The sequence below is a fragment of the uncultured Rhodoblastus sp. genome, assembly GCF_903903185.1.
Classification (GTDB): domain Bacteria; phylum Pseudomonadota; class Alphaproteobacteria; order Rhizobiales; family Beijerinckiaceae; genus Rhodoblastus.
Map to the genome: position 1 here is coordinate 30,394 of NZ_CAIUXT010000072.1, position 18,009 is coordinate 48,402.

At 63.4% G+C, this 18,009-nt stretch carries 19 protein-coding genes; 10 read left to right on the plus strand and 9 right to left on the minus strand.

The annotated features are described in order from the left end of the window. The first annotated feature begins 31 nt into the window (after positions 1-31). Both QZY01_RS06690 and QZY01_RS06695 read left to right on the plus strand, forming a co-directional pair. The gene (locus QZY01_RS06690) at positions 32-559 is read left to right on the plus strand and encodes a transposase (protein WP_294534943.1); all 528 of its coding nucleotides are present in this window, start codon (positions 32-34) and stop codon (positions 557-559) included. Between the two features lie 16 nt (positions 560-575). Next, the gene (locus tag QZY01_RS06695) at positions 576-1,025 is read left to right on the plus strand and encodes a cupin domain-containing protein (RefSeq protein WP_294534945.1); all 450 of its coding nucleotides are present in this window, start codon (positions 576-578) and stop codon (positions 1,023-1,025) included. A 15-nt stretch (positions 1,026-1,040) separates the two neighbouring features. On the opposite strand, the gene QZY01_RS06700 is transcribed toward QZY01_RS06695, so the two are convergent. The 3 genes from QZY01_RS06700 to QZY01_RS06710 form a co-directional block, all read right to left on the minus strand. Then, complete coding sequence (locus QZY01_RS06700; protein ID WP_294534949.1) at positions 1,041-1,928, minus strand: neutral zinc metallopeptidase; 888 nt, start codon at positions 1,926-1,928, stop codon at positions 1,041-1,043. Positions 1,929-1,997: 69 nt separating this feature from the next. Beyond that, positions 1,998-2,267: an Imm74 family immunity protein gene (locus tag QZY01_RS06705; protein ID WP_294534952.1), complete on the minus strand. Its 270-nt coding sequence runs from the start codon at positions 2,265-2,267 to the stop codon at positions 1,998-2,000. A 52-nt stretch (positions 2,268-2,319) separates the two neighbouring features. Beyond that, entirely contained in the window at positions 2,320-3,447 is a 1,128-nt protein-coding gene (locus QZY01_RS06710) for an A/G-specific adenine glycosylase (RefSeq protein WP_294534954.1), read from the minus strand. Between the two features lie 19 nt (positions 3,448-3,466). On the opposite strand from QZY01_RS06710, the gene QZY01_RS06715 reads away from it, so the two are divergent. Beyond that, positions 3,467-3,976 (plus strand): DciA family protein, encoded by a 510-nt coding sequence (locus tag QZY01_RS06715; protein WP_294534956.1) that lies wholly within the window; start codon positions 3,467-3,469, stop codon positions 3,974-3,976. A 199-nt stretch (positions 3,977-4,175) separates the two neighbouring features. Here the strand turns inward: QZY01_RS06715 and QZY01_RS06720 are convergent, their stop codons facing one another. From QZY01_RS06720 to QZY01_RS06730, 3 genes are all read right to left on the minus strand, one after another. Beyond that, complete coding sequence (locus QZY01_RS06720) at positions 4,176-4,847, minus strand: cache domain-containing protein (RefSeq protein ID WP_294534959.1); 672 nt, start codon at positions 4,845-4,847, stop codon at positions 4,176-4,178. 143 nt (positions 4,848-4,990) lie between these two features. Beyond that, a complete protein-coding gene (locus tag QZY01_RS06725) occupies positions 4,991-5,215 on the minus strand; it encodes a DUF2093 domain-containing protein (protein ID WP_294534962.1) in 225 nt (74 codons plus the stop codon). An 86-nt stretch (positions 5,216-5,301) separates the two neighbouring features. Beyond that, the gene (locus QZY01_RS06730; RefSeq protein ID WP_294534963.1) at positions 5,302-6,702 is read right to left on the minus strand and encodes a bifunctional serine/threonine-protein kinase/universal stress protein; all 1,401 of its coding nucleotides are present in this window, start codon (positions 6,700-6,702) and stop codon (positions 5,302-5,304) included. A gap of 274 nt (positions 6,703-6,976) precedes the next feature. Between QZY01_RS06730 and QZY01_RS06735 the strand changes: the two genes are divergently transcribed. The 3 genes from QZY01_RS06735 to QZY01_RS06745 are packed head-to-tail and all read left to right on the plus strand — an operon-like array spanning position 6,977 to position 10,289. After that, positions 6,977-8,194 carry a 6-phosphofructokinase gene (locus tag QZY01_RS06735; RefSeq protein ID WP_294534966.1) on the plus strand — a complete coding sequence of 406 codons (1,218 nt, stop codon included), beginning with the start codon at positions 6,977-6,979 and terminating at the stop codon, positions 8,192-8,194. A gap of 53 nt (positions 8,195-8,247) precedes the next feature. Next, positions 8,248-9,015, plus strand: a complete 768-nt coding sequence (locus QZY01_RS06740; protein ID WP_294534969.1) for a glycosyltransferase family 25 protein — start codon at positions 8,248-8,250, stop codon at positions 9,013-9,015. A gap of 53 nt (positions 9,016-9,068) precedes the next feature. Further along, the gene (locus QZY01_RS06745; RefSeq protein ID WP_294534972.1) at positions 9,069-10,289 is read left to right on the plus strand and encodes a DUF707 domain-containing protein; all 1,221 of its coding nucleotides are present in this window, start codon (positions 9,069-9,071) and stop codon (positions 10,287-10,289) included. A gap of 219 nt (positions 10,290-10,508) precedes the next feature. Here QZY01_RS06745 and QZY01_RS06750 read toward each other — a convergent pair whose 3' ends face one another. Continuing rightward, positions 10,509-11,258, minus strand: coding sequence for a PEPxxWA-CTERM sorting domain-containing protein (locus QZY01_RS06750; RefSeq protein WP_294534975.1), 750 nt, complete (start codon positions 11,256-11,258; stop codon positions 10,509-10,511). Positions 11,259-11,655: 397 nt separating this feature from the next. Between QZY01_RS06750 and QZY01_RS06755 the strand changes: the two genes are divergently transcribed. Both QZY01_RS06755 and QZY01_RS06760 read left to right on the plus strand, forming a co-directional pair. After that, positions 11,656-11,901: a hypothetical protein gene (locus tag QZY01_RS06755; RefSeq protein ID WP_294534979.1), complete on the plus strand. Its 246-nt coding sequence runs from the start codon at positions 11,656-11,658 to the stop codon at positions 11,899-11,901. Positions 11,902-11,972: 71 nt separating this feature from the next. Next, entirely contained in the window at positions 11,973-13,754 is a 1,782-nt protein-coding gene (locus QZY01_RS06760) for an amidohydrolase (protein ID WP_294534982.1), read from the plus strand. Between the two features lie 61 nt (positions 13,755-13,815). On the opposite strand, the gene QZY01_RS06765 is transcribed toward QZY01_RS06760, so the two are convergent. Then, positions 13,816-14,574, minus strand: coding sequence for a metallophosphoesterase family protein (locus QZY01_RS06765; protein WP_294534995.1), 759 nt, complete (start codon positions 14,572-14,574; stop codon positions 13,816-13,818). A gap of 62 nt (positions 14,575-14,636) precedes the next feature. Next, entirely contained in the window at positions 14,637-16,229 is a 1,593-nt protein-coding gene (gene xseA, locus QZY01_RS06770) for an exodeoxyribonuclease VII large subunit (protein WP_294534986.1), read from the minus strand. 92 nt (positions 16,230-16,321) lie between these two features. Here xseA and QZY01_RS06775 point away from each other — a divergent pair, with 92 nt between their 5' ends. Both QZY01_RS06775 and purD read left to right on the plus strand, forming a co-directional pair. Further along, complete coding sequence (locus QZY01_RS06775) at positions 16,322-16,603, plus strand: hypothetical protein (RefSeq protein WP_294534989.1); 282 nt, start codon at positions 16,322-16,324, stop codon at positions 16,601-16,603. Between the two features lie 58 nt (positions 16,604-16,661). Beyond that, entirely contained in the window at positions 16,662-17,927 is a 1,266-nt protein-coding gene (purD, locus tag QZY01_RS06780; protein WP_294534992.1) for a phosphoribosylamine--glycine ligase, read from the plus strand. Positions 17,928-18,009: the final 82 nt, after the last annotated feature.

The window sequence follows — 18,009 nt, forward strand, 5'->3', positions numbered from 1 at the left end:
GTGACTTGCTCTTTGATTCAGGCGCCGCCCCATGATCTCGGCCATCGTCCTTTCCCCGTCGCTGCGCGCCGCAAGCCCGGTCGCGCGGGCGGGCGAAGCCGTGGCGCGCAGCCTGGCCATGCTGGTGCGCCTCGCCGTGGACGGATTTTTGCGCGATGTGGCGATTGTCGGCCCCGCCGGCTTTGACCTCGCCGAACTCGCCGAACACGCCGGCTGCGCCTTCATCGAAACGGCTTCCGCGCGCGACGGGCTGCGCCTCGCCATCGAGCGGGCGCGTGCGGAAATCCTGTTGGTGCTCGAAGGCGGCTTTGCGCCGCAAAGCGGCTTCGCCGACGAGGCCGGCGATCTGCTGCTCGAACCCGGCGCGTTTCGAGGCGCCCTGCTGCGGCTCGCGCCCAACAGTCTGGCGACGCGGCTCGCGCCGGCGCTGTCGCCGCCGGTCGGGGCGCTGGCTGGGCGTCAAGCCTCGGCAAAGGCCGCGCCAAAAGATCTCGCCGACCTGATTCGCCGCCTGAAAATCCGCCGGGCGCTCAACGTCCGGGCGCAGAAACTGATCTGAGAAAGGCCGCCACGGAATGATCGACTTTCGCGACGCCTCGCTCCCCGCCCGCGCGGTGCGCGAAATACTTGGCCTGACGCCGCATCCCGAGGGCGGGCATTTTCGCGAAATCTGGCGTGACGTCCCGGCCGGCGGCGGCAGAGGCGTTGCGACCAGCATCCTGTTTTTGCTCGCGGAGGGCGAATTTTCGCGCTGGCATCGCGTCGATGCGGCGGAAATCTGGCTCTGGCACGCCGGCGCGCCGCTGCATCTGGGCCTGCGCGATGCGGATTCACCCGAGAAAACCGCAAAACTCGGCCCCCAACCGCAAGCCGGCGAAGTCTTGCAGGCCGTCGTCCCGGCGGGCGCGTGGCAGGAAGCCAGAAGCCTTGGCGGCTGGAGCCTGGTCGGCTGCGTCGTCGCCCCGGCTTTCGAATTTTCGGGCTTTGAACTGGCGCCGCCTGGATGGGCGCCGCCGGTTCGATAATCGTTCAGCCGCCGGTCACTGCCCGAATGTATTGCAGGCCGAGACCTTGCCCGATTGCAGCCCGCGTTCCAGCCATTGCACCCGTTGCGCCGAAGAGCCATGGGTGAAGGAATCCGGCACGGCATAGCCGCGCCCCGATTTCTGCAACCGGTCGTCGCCGATTGCCTGTGCGGTGGCCATGGCCTTTTCGACGTCGCCCTCTTCGATGACCTGCCATTTCTGATGGGCGTTCGCCGCCCAGACGCCGGCGAGGCAATCGGCCTGCAATTCGACCCGCACCGAAATGGCGTTAGCCTGGGCTTTCGAGCCGGCGTTCTGTTGCGCGGCCTGGGCCTTGGGCAGAATGCCGAGCAGATTTTGCACATGATGGCCCATTTCATGAGAAATGACATAGGCGTAGGCGAAATCGCCGCCGCCGCCGAGGCGCTTCTGCATGTCCTTGAAGAATGCCGTGTCGAGATAGATTTTCCGATCTTCCGGGCAATAGAACGGTCCCATCGCCGATTGTGCTATGCCGCAGCCGGAACGCGTGCCGCCCTGGAACAGCACCACCGGCGCGGGGACGAAGCGCACGCCGGTCTGGGCCGGCAGCACCTCCTTCCAAACATCCTCGTTTTCGGCCAGAACGGCGGAGACGAAATGGCCCATCTGGTCGTTGGGGGCGCCCATCGGCTTGGAGGGCGCGGTCTGCTGCTTGCCCGAACCGGACGTCACATTGCTGACCAGTTCCGCCCCGCCGATGAGCAGGCGAGGATCGATCCCGAAGGCATAGCCGATCAGGCCGAGAATGATCATCGCGCCGATGCCAAGATGTCCCGAGGAGCCGCCGCCCCCGCCGGCATATTGGGTGTCGCCACGGCGATCCTCGACATTTTCCGACCGGCGAAAATCTTCCCATCTCATGCGTGTCGTCTCCCGCGTATCGCGCTCGTTTTCTAGCAGATGGGATTCGTTTTGGGGAGGGCTGGCGCCTCATTCATAAGCCACATCGAGGCCCAGCCGGTCGAAAGCATCATCAATGGCTTCGAGGATGATCTGCAATTCGGTCATTTCGATCTCGGTGTCGTCGTCGGGCGGATCCCAGCAGACCAGGTCGTCGAGGCTGACGGTGAAATCGGGCGCGTCCTCGGCGTTGGTCGGCGCGGGCGCCGGCAGGATGGTTCGGGTGCGCCCTCGCCAGACCACGCGGATCGCGCCTTCCGTCAGTTCGACTTGCGGCTTGTCGCCGCGTTTTCTCGTCATGCGCGAACTCCGGGATGCGCCGGTCCCGCCCAGCCGGAACGCCGCCCCCGCATCATGAACGTATCCGCGCGCCTGACAAGCCCGAAGCGGCGAGATGAGCCCTTGCGCAGGCCTCCACCTTTCGCATCACGCTGGGCAAGGCGGCGGCGCGCATCCGGCTCTCATCGAGCCAGACAAAGCCTTCCGGCGCCGGCGTCGATCGCGGCGCGGCGCCGACGAAAACCGTCAGGTTCAAGGCGAAATGGGTAAAAATATGATCCACTTCGCCGGCATGGCGCCACGCCACGCCGGGCATCGGCGCCCCTTTGAGCGCGCCTTGCGCGAATTGGCGCAAGGCCCAGTCCGGCGAGCGCTCGGCGCGCCAGTCGGCGCAGCAAAACTCGACCATGCCTCCGAGCAGGCCGCGCGGCGGCCTTGTCCGCGTCAACAGGGCGCCGTCGGCGCGGCGCAGGTAAAACGTCGCCCCGCGCCGCAGCGGACGCGGCTTTTTCAAAGCCTTGCGCGGAAAATCCTCCGGATGGCCGCAAGCCGCGCCGGCGCAATCGCCGTGCAGCGGACAATGCCCGCAATCGGGATTGCGCGGCGTGCACAAAGTCGCCCCGAAATCCATGCCGGCCTGGGCGAAATCGCCGGCGCGGTCTTGTGGCGTCAGGCTTTCGACAAAGGCGTAGATCGCCTTTTTGGCCGCGGGAAGCGGCGTCTCCAGCGCCAGCAGCCGGGCGGCGTAGCGCTCGATATTGCCATCGACGACAATGGCGCGCCGGCCATGGGCGATGGCGACGATGGCTGCCGCCGTATAGGGGCCGATACCCGGAAGGCCCCGCAATTGCGCCTCGTCGGTCGGAAAGACGCCGCCGAAATCGGCGACGATTTTTTGCGCGCAGGCGTGGAGGTTGCGCGCCCGCGAATAATAGCCTAGCCCGGCCCAGGCCTGCATGACCTGTTCGACCGGCGCCGCCGCGAGGTTTTCGACACGAGGCCAGAGCGCCATGAATTTGCGGTAATAGGCGGCGACGGTGACGACGCTGGTCTGCTGGAGCATGATTTCCGACAGCCAGACCGCGTAAACATCGGATTTTGCGCCAGACGCCGCGCGCCAGGGCAGGTCGCGGCGGCTGGAATCATACCAGTCGAGCAGCTTTTTTGCCCGCACATCGCCTTGCGTCTTGCTTTTGCCCATGGCTCTTCCAAGATGGCGCATGGCGCCTTCGAAAAAATTCTCCAAACCCGTCCCGCTCGCCGAACTCGTCGGCGTCGCGGTCGACCCTTTGCTGGCCAGACAGGGCTTTGGCCAGTCGAGCCTCATCCTGCACTGGGACGACATCGTTGGCGCGCGTCTTGGCGCCTGCAGCGAGCCCATCAAACTGCAATGGCCTCGCCGCCCCGTCCAGCGCCTTCCAGAGGCTTCAGTCGAGCCGGCGACGCTGGTGCTGCGCGTTTCGGGGGGCATGGCCATCGAAATCCAGCACATGGCGCCGCAACTGATCGAGCGCGTCAATTCCCATCTCGGCTGGCGGGCGGTGGGACGGCTGGCGATCCGCCAAGGTCCGCTGAGCAAGGCCCTTGCGCGCCCGCGCATTGCTCCGCCCGACGCGCAGGCTCTGGCCGAGGCGGGCAAAGCCACGCAGGGCGTGGAGGACGAAGATCTGCGCAAGGCCCTGACGCTTCTGGGCGCGCGGGCGCTACGCGGGCCTGCGGGGCGAGAATGAGTGAAATTTCTAAAACGCCGGAGCACAATATTTCGCCGTCCGGACAGCCGGCGCGAGATACGCGGCTTCAGGCCGAATCCGGATAGAGCGGCGCCATTCGCAACGCCTCCCCGAATCGCGGGCCGGAAAAACGGCTCGCGATTCGCAGAATTTTGGCGAATCGATCAAACCCGGGGGCTTGGCGGAGCGACGCCCGAGCTTATTTGTAGTAGCCAACGCCGCAGCCCAAATCACCCACCTTGGTGACCAGGCTTACTTTCGGAACTGGGGTCTTGTCCGGCCCGGGCTTTGGAAACACATAGGCAACCTCGGTGATTTCACCTTCGGGCTTCTGTTCCGCGGCAAAAATGGCCTCGCCGAAAGCATTTCCGGTGGGGTCCTTCAGCGTCCTGATGTCCAGACCGAGCAACCGCTTGGAATTCGGGTTGCCGATGGCGACGAACTCGCCATTGGCAACCTTGGTGCAAAACACATAAAGGTCGCGGTCGAGGAACCCGCCGTCGGCGCTGTTGAACGAGTCAAGGGCCTTGGACTTGTCGGCTTTGACGGCGGCGACCGCTTTGGTCAGCAGGGCTTTGGCTTCCGCCGCCGTGCCGCCGGGTTGCTGCGCAAAGGCGGCCGATGAGGACAAAAGAACCGCAACGGAGGCCGCAGCGATCAGAAATGGACGAAACATGGCATTCCTCCCGGTATGAATAGCGTGCCTATGGCATCTTTGAAGCGATGCCATTTGCTGGCCGCATGGTTGTTGTAACGCCATGCTTGGTAGCACGAGTTCGTGAACGCCATCAAGCCGGTCTAAAAAAGCCAATGCCTGAACGCTGCCGATAACAATCTGAAATGACGTTTTAAAGCGGTTCCCGATACCCAAGGCCAAGCTCGTTCACGTTTCCTTGATGGCGATTACGCCGCCACCCAGCCAGATCGCAAATCAGCAATCAAATCAAATCGAAACGAAACGAAAAGAAACGCGCCAGATCGCGTCCTGCCGCAGCGGAAGCCGGGGACAGGCGCTCAGCTCCCCTGCCCCAGTTGTTTGAGCCGCAAAAGCTTGGCTTCCGGACCGGCGTAGGGTTCCTGGCGATCGACGTTCCAGTAGCGCAGATCTTCGAGCGCGACATGCGCGCCGGTGGCGGCGCAGACGACGTATGCGCCCGGCTTCTTGATCTTGAAATCGCCGTCGAGATATTCGACTTCCGCCGGTCCGCTCAAGGCGACGCGGCGATCAATCCGGTTCATGCGCGGTTTCCGTTCCGGCCCGGTTCACGATAGGGCCAAAACCATTTAACGCCGATGGCGGCGCGCATCAATCCCGGCGTCTCAATCTAGATCCCGAAACCCGCATCCGGTTCGGTCTCGATTTCCTCGCCGAGCGGCGCGGGATCGGTTGGCCGGGGCAGCCGCACCAGCGTGACGGTGCAGGGCGCCTGGGCGGCGATGCGCGCGGCGACCGGGCCAATGTCGCGCCGGCGCGGCGAACCGGCGCCGATCACCAACTGATCGACATGGTTTTCGCGCGCAAAATCGATCAGGGCGGCGGCCGGATCGGTCGCCTCCAGCGCATGGGCCGTCACCTGTTCCGGCCGCAGCCCGAGACCGCTGGCCCAGGCGCGCATGTCCACCAGTCGCCCGACATGGAGGTTGCGGCCCTGCTCGTCCTGCGGGTTGTCGATGCGCAGGCGGCTGGTTTTGATGACGGTGACACAGGCGAGCCGCGCGCCTGGCGCGGTCTTCATGACCCGCCCCGCCGTGTCGCGCACGACCTCGGCGAGCGCCGCGTTTTCCGCCGCGAGATCGATCGCCGCCATGACGATGGGCGCGCTCGCCCGGCGCGACGCCATCGAGCGCGAAAAACGGGTCGGCTCGAATTTTTGGCGCCACCAGCGCCGGCGCGCCGTCAGCCAGGAATCGGCGCGCGACTTTTCCGCCCGCCCGGTCAGACGGATCTGTCCCGGGTTGGCGAGGTCGAGCGCCAGTTGCGCCGCAGTCGAATAGCGCTGGTCCGCCTCCGGCTCCAGGCAATGCAAAATCGCCTCCTGCAGCCAGGGCGGACAATCGGGATTGAGCGAACGCGGCGGTTCGGGATCGCGCCACAACCGCCGCGCCAGCGCGGCCTTCTTGCGCGGATAGCCGAACGGCCGCACCCCGGTCAGCAGATAATAAAGCACCACCCCGAGCGCGAAAATATCGCTGCGCGGATCGCTGCGGTCGCGGGCGATCTGTTCAGGAGAAAGATAGGGGCCGGTGCCGATGGGCACGCGGAACTCCTCGGCCAGCAGGTCGGGCAAAAGGTCGTGGCGCGACAGACCGAAGTCGATCAGGGTGAATTCGCCGTCCGGCCGGCGCATGATATTGGACGGCTTGAGGTCGAGATGGATGACGTTCTGGCGATGCAGGTCGGTGAGCGCGCGGGCGACGCCAATTCCGATCTCGACCACTTGCGATGCCGGGAGCGGCGCGTCGTCAACCCGATCGAGCAGCGAGGCGCCCTCGACCCATTCCATCACGATATAAGGTTTCTTGCTGAAATCGCCGGAAGCGATGAATTTTGGCGCATGGGGGCCGCTGAGCAGGGGCAAGATCATCTGCTCCATTTCGAAGCTGACGATGGCCGTGGCGTCGTCGCCGTCCTGCACGATCGGCGCCTTTAGAATCGCCGGGGGCGACATATCGTCGCGGGTGACCCGCCAGATATGGGCCATGCCGCCGACATGCAGACGCTCCACCAGCCGAAAACCGTCGATGACGTCGCCGGGGCGCAGATCGGAAAAGCCGGGCGTTTCGCTGGAAATGGGACGACTCCCTCGATTTAGTCTCGCCTGAACTGTTCTAGCAGGATTTTTGCGCGAAAACCGGCGGCTGATTTTTTGCAGATGCGGCCCGGCCCGGCCGGCGGCGCCGCAAGCCTAAGCAATCCGGCTAAATTGATACCTATGCAGGGTGTTTTCCCCCCCAAGCTGCGCTAGTAAGGGCGCGTCATCCTCGCGGGGAGTTCATTTCATGACGCCTAAAAAAATTCTGGTCGCCCAGGGCGGCGGCCCCACTGCCGTCATCAACCAGTCGCTGGCCGGAGTCGTGCTCGAAGCGCGCAAGTTCCGAGGCGTCAGCCGGGTCTATGGCGCCCATCATGGCGTCAGCGGCATCGTCAACGAAGATCTGCTCGATCTGACCCAGGAAACCAGCCATAATCTCGAAATGGTCGCCAATACGCCGTCCTCGGCCCTCGGTTCGACCCGGGACAAGCCCGACGCCAAATATTGCCACGAAATCTTCAAGGTTTTGCAGGCGCATGAAATCGGCGCCTTCTTCTATATCGGCGGCAACGATTCCTCCGATACGGTGCGTATCGTCTCCGAGGAGGCGCACAAGGCCAAATATCCTTTGCGCTGCATTCATATTCCGAAAACCATCGACAATGATCTCGTCGGCAACGACCACACGCCGGGCTTTCCCTCCGCCGCGCGTTTCGTCGCCCAGGCTTTCACCGGCGTCAATCTCGACAATGCCGCTTTGCCCGGCGTCTATGTCGGCGTGGTGATGGGCCGTCATGCGGGTTTCCTCACCGCCGCTTCGGCGCTCGGCAAGAAATTCCCCGAGGACGGCCCGCATCTGATCTATGTGCCGGAACGGGTGTTCGACATCGACAAGTTCCTCGCCGACGTCAAGGCCACCTATGAACGGCTCGGCCGCTGCGTGATCGCGGTTTCGGAGGGCATTCACGACGCCAAGGGCGTGCCGATCATCACCAAGCTGGCCGAGCAGATCGAGCATGACGCCCATGGCAATGTCCAGCTTTCGGGCACCGGCGCGCTGGCCGACCTGTTGTGCGAGGAGATCAAGATCAAGCTCAAGATCAAAAGGGTGCGCGGCGACACGTTCGGCTATCTGCAACGCTCGTTCATCGGCTGCGTCTCCGACGTCGACCAGCGCGAAGCGCGCGAAGTCGGCGAAAAGGCGGTGCAATACGCCATGTGGGGCGACCGCAGCGGCTCGGTGACGATCCAGCGCATCGGCTATTATTCGGTCGATTACGAACTCGCGCCGCTCGAAGCCATCGCCGGCAAGACGCGGGTGATGGAGGACGAATTTCTGTCCGAGTGCGGCACCAACGTGACCGACGCCTTCCGCCTCTATCTGCGGCCCTTGCTCGGCTCGCACATGCCCGACGCCTATCGGCTGCGCCCCAATGCGGTGGCCAAGGAACTGCACAAGGGTTGAAAGATGAGATGGCGCCGGTTCGGTTGTTCGCCGAACCGGCGCGGAACGGATAGATGCGCCTCTACTATATCAATCTCGACCGCGAGCAGGACCGCCGCGCCCATATGGAACAGGCGCTGGCCGGCCTCGATTTCGAGCGCGTCGCGGCAACCGACGGGCGGCAAAGCCCACCGACCGAAAAAGGCCCGACGCGGTTTGAAATCGCCTGCCTGACGAGCCATCGCGAGGCCTGGGCGAAGTTTCTAACGACGGATTCAGCCTTCGCCTGCTTTCTCGAAGACGACGTGCATTTTTCGCCCGATTTCGGCGCTTTTGTTGGCGAGGAAAGCTGGATTCCCGCGACTGCCCAGGCGGTGAAACTCGACACTTTCTTCCAGTCGGTCATGCTGGGGCCGCCCGAGGCGCAGGTGAAACGCCGACGTCTGGCCCGGCTTTACACCCGCCACGAAAGCTGCGCCGCCTATATATTGAGCCGCGAGGGCGCCGGCTTTTTTATGCGCGCGACGGAAAAACCGACCCTGCCGGTGGATTACATCGTCTTCCCCGAAGACCCGGCCCAGCAAGGTCTTATGCTCCTGCAACTGGCGCCGGCGGTGGCGATCCAGGATTCGCTCTATCTGCGCCATCATGACCAGGGCAGGAATTTCGCCAGCGCCATCGGCAAGCTCGACGTCGCCAAACCGTCCGAAAAGCAACGAAAAATCCTGTTCACGCTGCGGCGCGAGGCCGAGCGCCTCTACCGCCAGATTTTCAAGGCGAGACGATATCTCGTCAATCGCCTCGGGCGCGGCCTGCGGCCCGAAATCGTGCCGTTTGTCTGAAACATTTCTGGGGGCGCGCCATCGCACACGTATTCGGCGATTTCTGGACCATTTTGAAGTCGGGGCAATTCCGCCACGCCGATTACGCCTGGCTGCACTTGCGCTCCCGCCTTCTCGCGCCCTTCGCCTTGCTGCATTATCTGCTGGCCGGCGAGGCCTCGGGTTTTCGCCCGACGCCTTTGTTCGATCCGGATTTTTTCGCCCGCCATCGCGGGTTGAGCGAGGGCGCGGCCTTCGCCGCCTTCCTGCGCGCGCCGTTGGGCGCCCCGGCCTGCGAGGAATATGACGAAAGCTTTTATCTCGCGCAAAACCCCGATGTCGCGGCAAGCGGCGTGTCGCCCTGGGCGCATTGCCAGGCGCGTGTCATCGACGATCTGCGCGATCCCTCGAAGCGCCTCTCCAGCGCTTTCGTCATGATGGCCTATAAGGCCAAGCCGAAGCGCCGCGCCCGCATGCTGCTGAAATTGTTCGAGGAAAGACGCGGACCCCGCCGCCTCGCCCTGCCCTTGCTCGAAGCCGAACTGAAGGAAAACCAGGCGCGGTTTCGCGCCGAAATCGAGCTGAAAATTCTTAAAAGCGGGCCGAGGCGCCACGACCATCTGGTGTTCGTCCAGACCGACGGCCGCCATCCGCGCAGCTTGCACGATGCGGCGCGAAATTACGATCTCTTGCTCAATTATTACGCGCCGCCGAAGGAGCCGCCTCCGCCCGCCGAATATGTCGTCATGCAGACCGGAACCAAGGTCACGGCGATCGACAAATTGCTCGCCGAACGGCCCGAAATTTTGGGCGATTATGCCTATGTTCTGTTTCTCGACGACGACATCGGGATTTCCGCCCAAAAAATCGACCGGCTATTTGCAATCATGCGCGACGAAAAACTCGATCTCGCGCAACCGTCGCTGACGCCGGATTCTTTTGGCTCCTTCCCGGTTCTCTACCAGCGCCGGAACGGCCCCGGATTTCGCCGGCTCAATTATGTGGAGATCATGGCCCCGGCCTTTTCGCGCCGCGCGCTCGTCGCCAACAAGGACAATTTTTCAAGGTCGATCAGCGGCTTTTCCGTCGATGCTCTGATCGGCGCGCACAGCCGGAAATTGTTCGGCGAGACGGCGGCTGTGATCGACGCTGTCGCCGCAGAACACAAGCGCCCGATCGATCTCGACGGCGGCGCGCTCTATCTCTTTCTGACCGCCAAGGGCATCGATCCCCGCATCGAAATGCATGTGCTGGAAGCCGAAGAGGAGCTGGAGCATGGGCTGAGGGAAATCTAGCGGGCCCGTGTTTATCCGCCTGGCGGCCAAGGGCGGGTGAAGCTGGATCGGCTTAATCCGGATCGAAGTCGCAATCCGCGGGATGTTCGCTGACCCTCTCAAGGCGAAATTGAACATTCGTCCGCCCGCCAGGGTCCTATGCGCCGGCTTCGAAAATGATGCAAACAAAAGAGAGACCGCCGCGAGGCGGTCTCTCGGTTAGGCAAAACAGGGATATATTCAGGCCTCGACAGCGTTCCGCCTGCGATTGCCGCCGCGATACCCAGCAAAGCCGAGGCCCGCGAACCCGAGCAGCATCATCGCCCAGGTCGAGGGCTCGGGGACCGAGGGATTCACCGTCACATTGGCGTCGAAATACAATCCGGATTGCACAACGTGCCGATCGGCGAAAAATACTTTCACGGTGTTCAGTCCCGGAGCCAATCCCGCCACCGTCGTGGGGGCGGTGACCAATGCGTGAATGCCGCCGTTGTCAACCACGAGGTTGCCATTCAGGAAGATCCAGGCATCGTCGTCCGAGCCAAGCTTGAAGATAACGCTTCCGCCGGCAGGCGTGTTGAACGTTCCACTGAGAATCGCCGACGTATATCCGCCGGCGTTGGAGCCGCCGGTCCCATTGGGGAAGAAATTCTTCTGGATATCGAACGGCAATGCCGCCGGGTTCGGATAGGCATAGGAAACGCCCGCCGTAACGTTAACGCCATCGGGCGTCCACCACAGCAATTCGCCAGCGCCATTGACGTTGGAGAAGGTGCCGGCAACGGCTTCCACCGGGAGACCATCCGGACCGAGCGTCGACTTGACCAGACCAGTGACGAGACCCGTTATCGCCCCGCCGGCGTCGGGGTTTGCGGTTGTGATTGTGCTATAGATCACTGTGACCGAACTGGCGTAGGCCGTCGTGGCGGCAACCAAAGCTCCGCCCGCGATAAGCGCTGCAAGCGCTACCGTCGAAATACGCTTCGTCATGGAGTTCCCCCATTATCGTTGTGGCATGATTTACCACACCTGTAGTTTCGCCCGACATGAACGCAAAGTCAAGCAAGAAACTTCAAGACTTACTTCGCAAGCGCTCCGCGCTCGCACTGCAAGTCCATCGACGCAACTCGAATAGACCCTGTTCCAAAAAAAATGCTGGAGACATTTTCGTTAAAAAAATACGATCAAACAATTAGATAGAACTAATTTAGCGAATGGGGATTGCGTGGATAGGCTCCAAGAACCTACGTAATAACCGAAAGGTTCGCGCTACACCAACGGTTTAGCTTGAGGTTAATAAGGTTCACCGGACTTCAAGTTCGATCCGATGCGAGGTCGCAGCACCGGATTTGGGGCAGCGGGAGGGTCCATCGTTGGATCGTTTTGCATGAACCTCGCCGTCGCCGAGACCCATTTTCCAGCGCGGCTTGATCGCTCCAACTCTGAAAAACCGACAGAGCCGCGTTGCGGCGGCCCGGCTTTTCCGTCCAAAGCGAGAGATGAACCGCGGCTTTTGAAAGCCGTCACCACATTTTTTGCAATCGCGCGACATGGGGATTTGTTTGCTTGCGCCCGAAGCTCCAAATGCCATTGGCCAATTGTCATTTTTCCGTTTTATATTATAATACAATGAATTAAGAGACGAAGCGTCAATTTGAGAAACGAAGCGTAAACTGCGCCGTGCGATCCAAGGAGGATTTGAAAATGTGCCGCGGGTGTTTCAGCCAGCTCCTCCTTCACAATGATTTCTATTCCGGCGGGATCGCGGGCCTGCTCGGCAAGGCGGTGTTCACGCCGAGCCGACGCTCCTTCATGGCCTGTTCGGTCGGCGCCGCCTCGGCGCTCTCCGCCGTCGGGAGCGCTCCGGCCTTCGCCGCTGATGAGGGCGCCGACCTCCTTCTGCGCGGCGGGACGATCCGCCCGCTGGCGGGGGCGCCGACCGCCTCGGCGATTGCGATCAAGGGCGGAAAGGTGCTTGCGGTCGGCGACGACAGCGCGCTGTCGGGCCTCAAGACCGGCAATACCAAAATTGTCGAACTCGACGGCCGCACGGTGCTGCCGGGCCTCATCGACCCGCATAACCACACGATTCTGGCCGCGCTGATTTTCGAACTGCTCGACGACGTCGGCTACGCCAAGTATCCGACCCGCGAAAAACTCGTCGCCTATTTGAAAAAGCTCGCCGCGACCACGCCTAAAGGCCAGTGGATCGTCGGCTCCAATTTCGACAATCTGCTGCAGGGCGGCGATTTCACACGGCCCGAGCTCGATGCGATCTCGACCGACCATCCAATCTTCATCTGGTACACCAACGGCCATGACGCCGGCGTCAACAGCGATGCGTTGAAGGTCGCGGGAATCCCCGAGGATGTCGGCGCCCTTCCGGGCGGCGGCCATTTCGGCCGGGGGCCGGACGGCAAGCTCAACGGCATCGTCTACGAGGAAAGCGCGATGCTCAAATTCGCGGTCCACTTCCTCGGCAAGATCACGCCCGAAGTCGCGGCCAAGGCGGTGACGGATTACGCCCGCCATGTCGCGTCCGTCGGCAACACCCTGCTGCATGAGCCCGGCACGATCCGCTCGGAGTGGATCGGACCCTTTACGAAACTGTCGAATACGCTGGCCGTGCGCACCAGCGCCAGCGTGATGTTCGACGACATGAAGGGCCTTGAGCCCTACCGAAAACTCGGACTCGGAAAAGGCGAACCCGTCGATCACTCGCTGTTCTCGCTCTATGGCGTCAAGATCGTCGGCGACGGCTCCAACCAGACCGAAACCGGAGCGCAGACCAGGGATTATCTGAACACGACTTCCAAAGGCTCGCCGAACTTCGACGCGGCCAAAATGAAACAGATGGTCGCGGAAGTGCAGGCTTTCGGCCTGCCGGTGCAAATCCACTGCAACGGCGATTACACGATCGATATCGCGCTCGATGCGATCGAGGCGGCCTACAAGAGTTCGACCGCCCATGGCGTCAACCGGATCGAACACGCGACCATGGCCCGCCCCGACCAGATCTTGCGCATGAAGGCGCTCAATGTGCAGCCGAGCTTCCTGATGAACCATGTGCGCCTCTATGGCGCGGCCTATCGCGACCAGATCTTCGGCCCCGAACGCGCCGCCTTCATGGACCCCGCCGGGGCCTGCGTCAAAGCCGGCCTGCCGTTCACGCTGCACACCGACGGGCCCTGCTCGCCGCCGGGGCCACTTGCGCTCATCGGCACGGCGGTGACGCGCCGCTGCATCATCGACAATTCCGTAGTCGGGCCCGATCAGATGGTTTCGCTCGACGACGCCATCCGCGCCGTGACCATCGACGCCGCCCGGCAACTCGGACAGGGCGACCGCCTGGGCTCGCTGGAGCCGGGCAAGGAAGCCGATTTCACGATTCTCGAAAGCAATCCCTACAAGGTGAGGCTCGACGCCATCACCGACATCAGGATCAGCGAGACCTGGGTGGCGGGGGAGCGGAAATTCGCCGCCTGACGCGCTGACGCGGCGACCGGTCCGGCCATTCGTGTTGCAGCGAAGCGCCGCCCGGCCCGCGCTATCGCCCCTCGTAAAGCCGCTCGGCCAAAAACTCCGGCAGGCCCGCCGCCCGGATTTTTTGCGCCGTTTTGTCGATGTCATAGGGGAGGCGGATGAAATTAAGGGCGCCGCGCGCGTCGTCGTAAAGCGCGAAAGCGGCAAGCGGATTGCCGTCGCGCGGCTGGCCGACCGAGCCGAGCACCGCCAGCCAGCGCCGGCTGCGCGCCAGAGGCATCGACAGGTTGGCGGTGGGATTGAACAGAATCGGTGGCTTGCCGCGCGCCATGTGATAAAGCTGCGGGCGATGGACATGGCCGCAGAAAGTCACCTGCGCCGGGGTCGCGTTGAGCGAGCGTTCGGCCTCAACCTCTCTGGTAATATAGGCGAAGCGCTCAGGCGCGCTGGCGTCGGCATGGACGTAAAGCGTCTGGCCGCCAACCTCGTTGCGGCTCGTCGCGGTGAAGGGCATGGCCGCGAGAAAGGCCAGTTGCGCGCTGTCGAGTTTTCCCGCCGTCCATTCGATGGCGGCGCGGGCGGGGACGTTCATATAGTCGGTCGCGCCCTGCACGGCGGCGAGATCATGGTTGCCCATCAGGCACAGCGCGCCGCGCGAAACATCCTCGGCGACGCGATCGACAATATAGGACGGATCGGCGCCATAGCCGACGAGATCGCCGAGATAGACGAATTTCTGCGCGCCAAGGCGCCGCGCCTCCGCATGGCAGGCGTCGAAGGCTTCGCGATTGGCGTGAATGTCGGTCAGCAGGGCGATGAGCATTTTGATCCAGATCAACGCAAATCTTGACCTATTCGAGAAACGCGCGCAAGTCGCGGCTAAGTTCAGAACAGGCTGCCCTGCCCGCCCGCCGGCGCTTTTCCGAGTTTTTTCGCCGCCGGCCGGCGTGGGACCGGCGCGGTCTCACCCGGCGCTTCCACCGTGGCCGCGATCCGGCCGTCGGAAAATTGCAGGCTCAGCGCCGTCCCCGGCGGCGCCTGGCGCACCGAATGGACGGCGGCGCCCGCCGCGTCGCGCACCAGCGCGAAGCCGCGCTTCAGGATGGCGCCATAGCCGAGCGCGAAATGCAATTTTTCGAGGTTGTCGAGTTTTTCACGGCGGCGGTCCAGCAGCGCCTTGATGGCGGCGGAAAGCCGCGACGCCAGAGCCTGCCGCCGTTGCTCGCGCGCGGCCAGATCTCCGCGCAGCAATTTTGCGCGCGAGGCGAAAGCCGCGTCAAAACTCTTTTTTGCCGTCTCCAGCCTTTCCCGCCGTTTTTGCGTGATCGGCGCGCGCGCCGCCGCAAGACGAAAGGCCAGCGTGTTGAGCCGCCCCAAAGCCCGCTGCAATTCCGCCTGCGGCGCATGGCGGGCCAACAAGCGCGACGCCTGCGCCAGCGACAATTGCCGCCGTCCGAGCGAGGCCAGAGCCGCCGCGCGCACTTTCTCGCCCGCGCGGTCGAGCCTTTGGCGCGGCGTGGCGAGCAGCGACTCCCCGCCCGGCAGCGCGCGGGCCAGCGCCCGCAGATCGGCGCGGCGGCGTTCAAGGGTGCGGAAAATCGCGTCGGTGTGGCGGCGCGACAGGCCGGCGATGTCGCTCAAAAGTTCGGCGCGCACCGGAACGGCCTTTTCGGCGGCGCCGGTTGGCGTCGGCGCGCGCAGATCGGCGACGAGGTCGAGAAGCGTCCAGTCGGTCTCGTGGCCGACCGCCGAAATCAGCGGAATTTTGCTTTCCGCCGCGGCGCGCAAAACTTCTTCCTCGTTGAAGCTCCACAAATCTTCGAGCGAGCCGCCGCCGCGCGCGACGATCAACAAGTCGGGACGCGGAATCTTGCCGCCCGGTTTCAACGCATTGAAGCCGCGTATGGCGTTGGCCACTTCCGTCGCGGAGGTTTCGCCCTGCACCCGCACCGGCCAGACCAGCACGCGGCGCGGAAAGCGGTCGTGCAACCGGTGCAAGATGTCGCGAATCACCGCGCCGGTCGGCGAGGTGACGATGCCGATGGTTTTGGGCAGAAATGGCAGTTTTTTCTTGCGCGCCTCTTCGAACAGGCCCTCGCCGGCCAATTTTTTCCGCCGCTCCTCCAGCAGCGCCATCAGCGCGCCGAGACCCGCCGGCTCCAATTGCTCGATGACGATCTGATAGGAAGACTTTCCAGGAAAAGTGGTGATCTTTCCGGTGGCAATGACCTCCAGCCCTTCCTGCGGCTTGGTCCGCAACCGGGAGAACACCCCCTTCCACACCACGGCGTCGATGCGGGCGCTGGCGTCTTTCAACGAAAAATAGGCGTGGCCGGAGGAATGGGGGCCGCGATAATTGGAAATCTCGCCGCGCAGCCGGACATGGCCGAACTGATCCTCGATGGCGCGCTTGAGCGCCCCCGACAATTCGGACACGGTCAGTTCGGGCGCATTGGTCAGCGGGGCGGAATCGCTCATGGCGCGAAACTAACCCTTTTGGCCGGGTTCTGGCGAGCGCGAAGATTTGGCGCGAAACATGCTGCGGCGCAGGGAAACGTCAAGGAGGCGACATGCCGTCGATCAAGGTCGCGCAATGGAACGAACAGGGCCAGGACATGGTCATCGTCATCATGGACCCCGCTTTCGCCCGCGCCTCACCTACCCAGCAGGAAGCGACCATCGGACAATTGCAGGCGAGGGCGAGCGCCTGCTGCCTCAAGGGGACGGTGGCGATGGTCTGGGACGCCGGCGAAAAAATGGATTATCTCGTTCCCCAGCCCTGGCATGACTTTTTCACGCGCATCACGCTCGCCGACGTGCGGGGCCGGCTCAACGCCGAAATCGTGTGGTGACAGGCAAAGTTGAAACCTCGCCCCGCCTCGCCTAAACAGACGGCGAAACGAGGACTTCATGAATATCCTTCTGATCGGCTCCGGCGGACGCGAACATGCGCTCGCTGTCGCGCTCGCCAAAAGCCCTCAGGCGCAAAAATTGTTCGTCGCGCCCGGCAATCCCGGCACGGCGCAAGTGGCGCAAAATGTCGCGCTCGACGTCGCCGATTTCGGCGCGGTGATCGACTTCTGCCGGTTGCAAAATATTGGCTTGGTGGTGATCGGGCCGGAACAGCCCTTGGTCGAAGGGATCGTCGATGCGCTGGAGGCGGCGGGGATCAAGGCGTTCGGGCCGAGCAAGGCCGCCGCGCGGCTCGAAGGCTCGAAAGGCTTCACCAAGGACCTTTGCGCCAAATACCACATCCCCACCGGCGCCTATCGGCGCTTCGCCGCCCGCGAACCGGCGCTGGCCTATTTGCGCGAACAGGGCGCGCCGATTGTCGTAAAGGCCGATGGACTCGCCGCCGGCAAGGGCGTGGTGGTCGCCCTGACGCTCGCCGAGGCGGAGCTTGCGGTCAACGAGATGTTTTCCGGGGTTTTTGGGGAAGCCGGCGCGCAAGTGGTGATCGAGGCATATCTCGATGGCGAGGAGGCGTCGTTTTTCGCGCTTTGCGACGGCGACAAGGCGCTGGCTTTCGCCTCGGCGCAAGACCACAAGCGCGCCGGCGACGGCGACGTCGGGCCGAACACCGGCGGCATGGGGGCCTATTCTCCGGCGCCCGTGGTCACGCCGGAAATTACCGCGCGGGTCATGGCGGAGATCGTCGCGCCGACCGTCGCGGCGATGAAGGCCGAAGGTTGCCCGTTCAAGGGCGTGTTGTTCGCCGGACTGATGATCGGAGAAGGCGGCCCGAAACTGATCGAATTCAACACGCGTTTCGGCGACCCGGAATGCCAGGTCATGCTGGCGCGGCTGGAGGACGACCTGCTCGGGCTGTTGCTCGCCTGCGCGCAGGGGCGGCTGCCCGACAAGGTCCAACTGTCGGACCGGACCGCGCTGACCGTGGTGCTGGCGGCGCAGAACTATCCGGCGGCGCCAAAACAGGGCGGACTCATTTCCGGCGTCGAACAGGCCGAACGAATCGAAGGAGTCAGCGTCACCCATGCCGGGACCAAACGTGTGGACGGCAAACTCGTCGCCAATGGCGGGCGTGTGCTCAATGTCACGGCGCTCGCCGATGACGTGGCGCAGGCGCAGGCGCTCGCCTATCGCGGCGTCGCGGCGATCGATTTTCCCGAAGGTTTCTATCGCCGCGACATCGGCTGGCGGGCGGTGGGGCGCTAGAGCAATGAGCGAAAAAGTGGACGCCGGTTTTTTGCAAAAACATTGCGAAAACAAGGGAATCTAGAGTCGATTGCGATTCAAC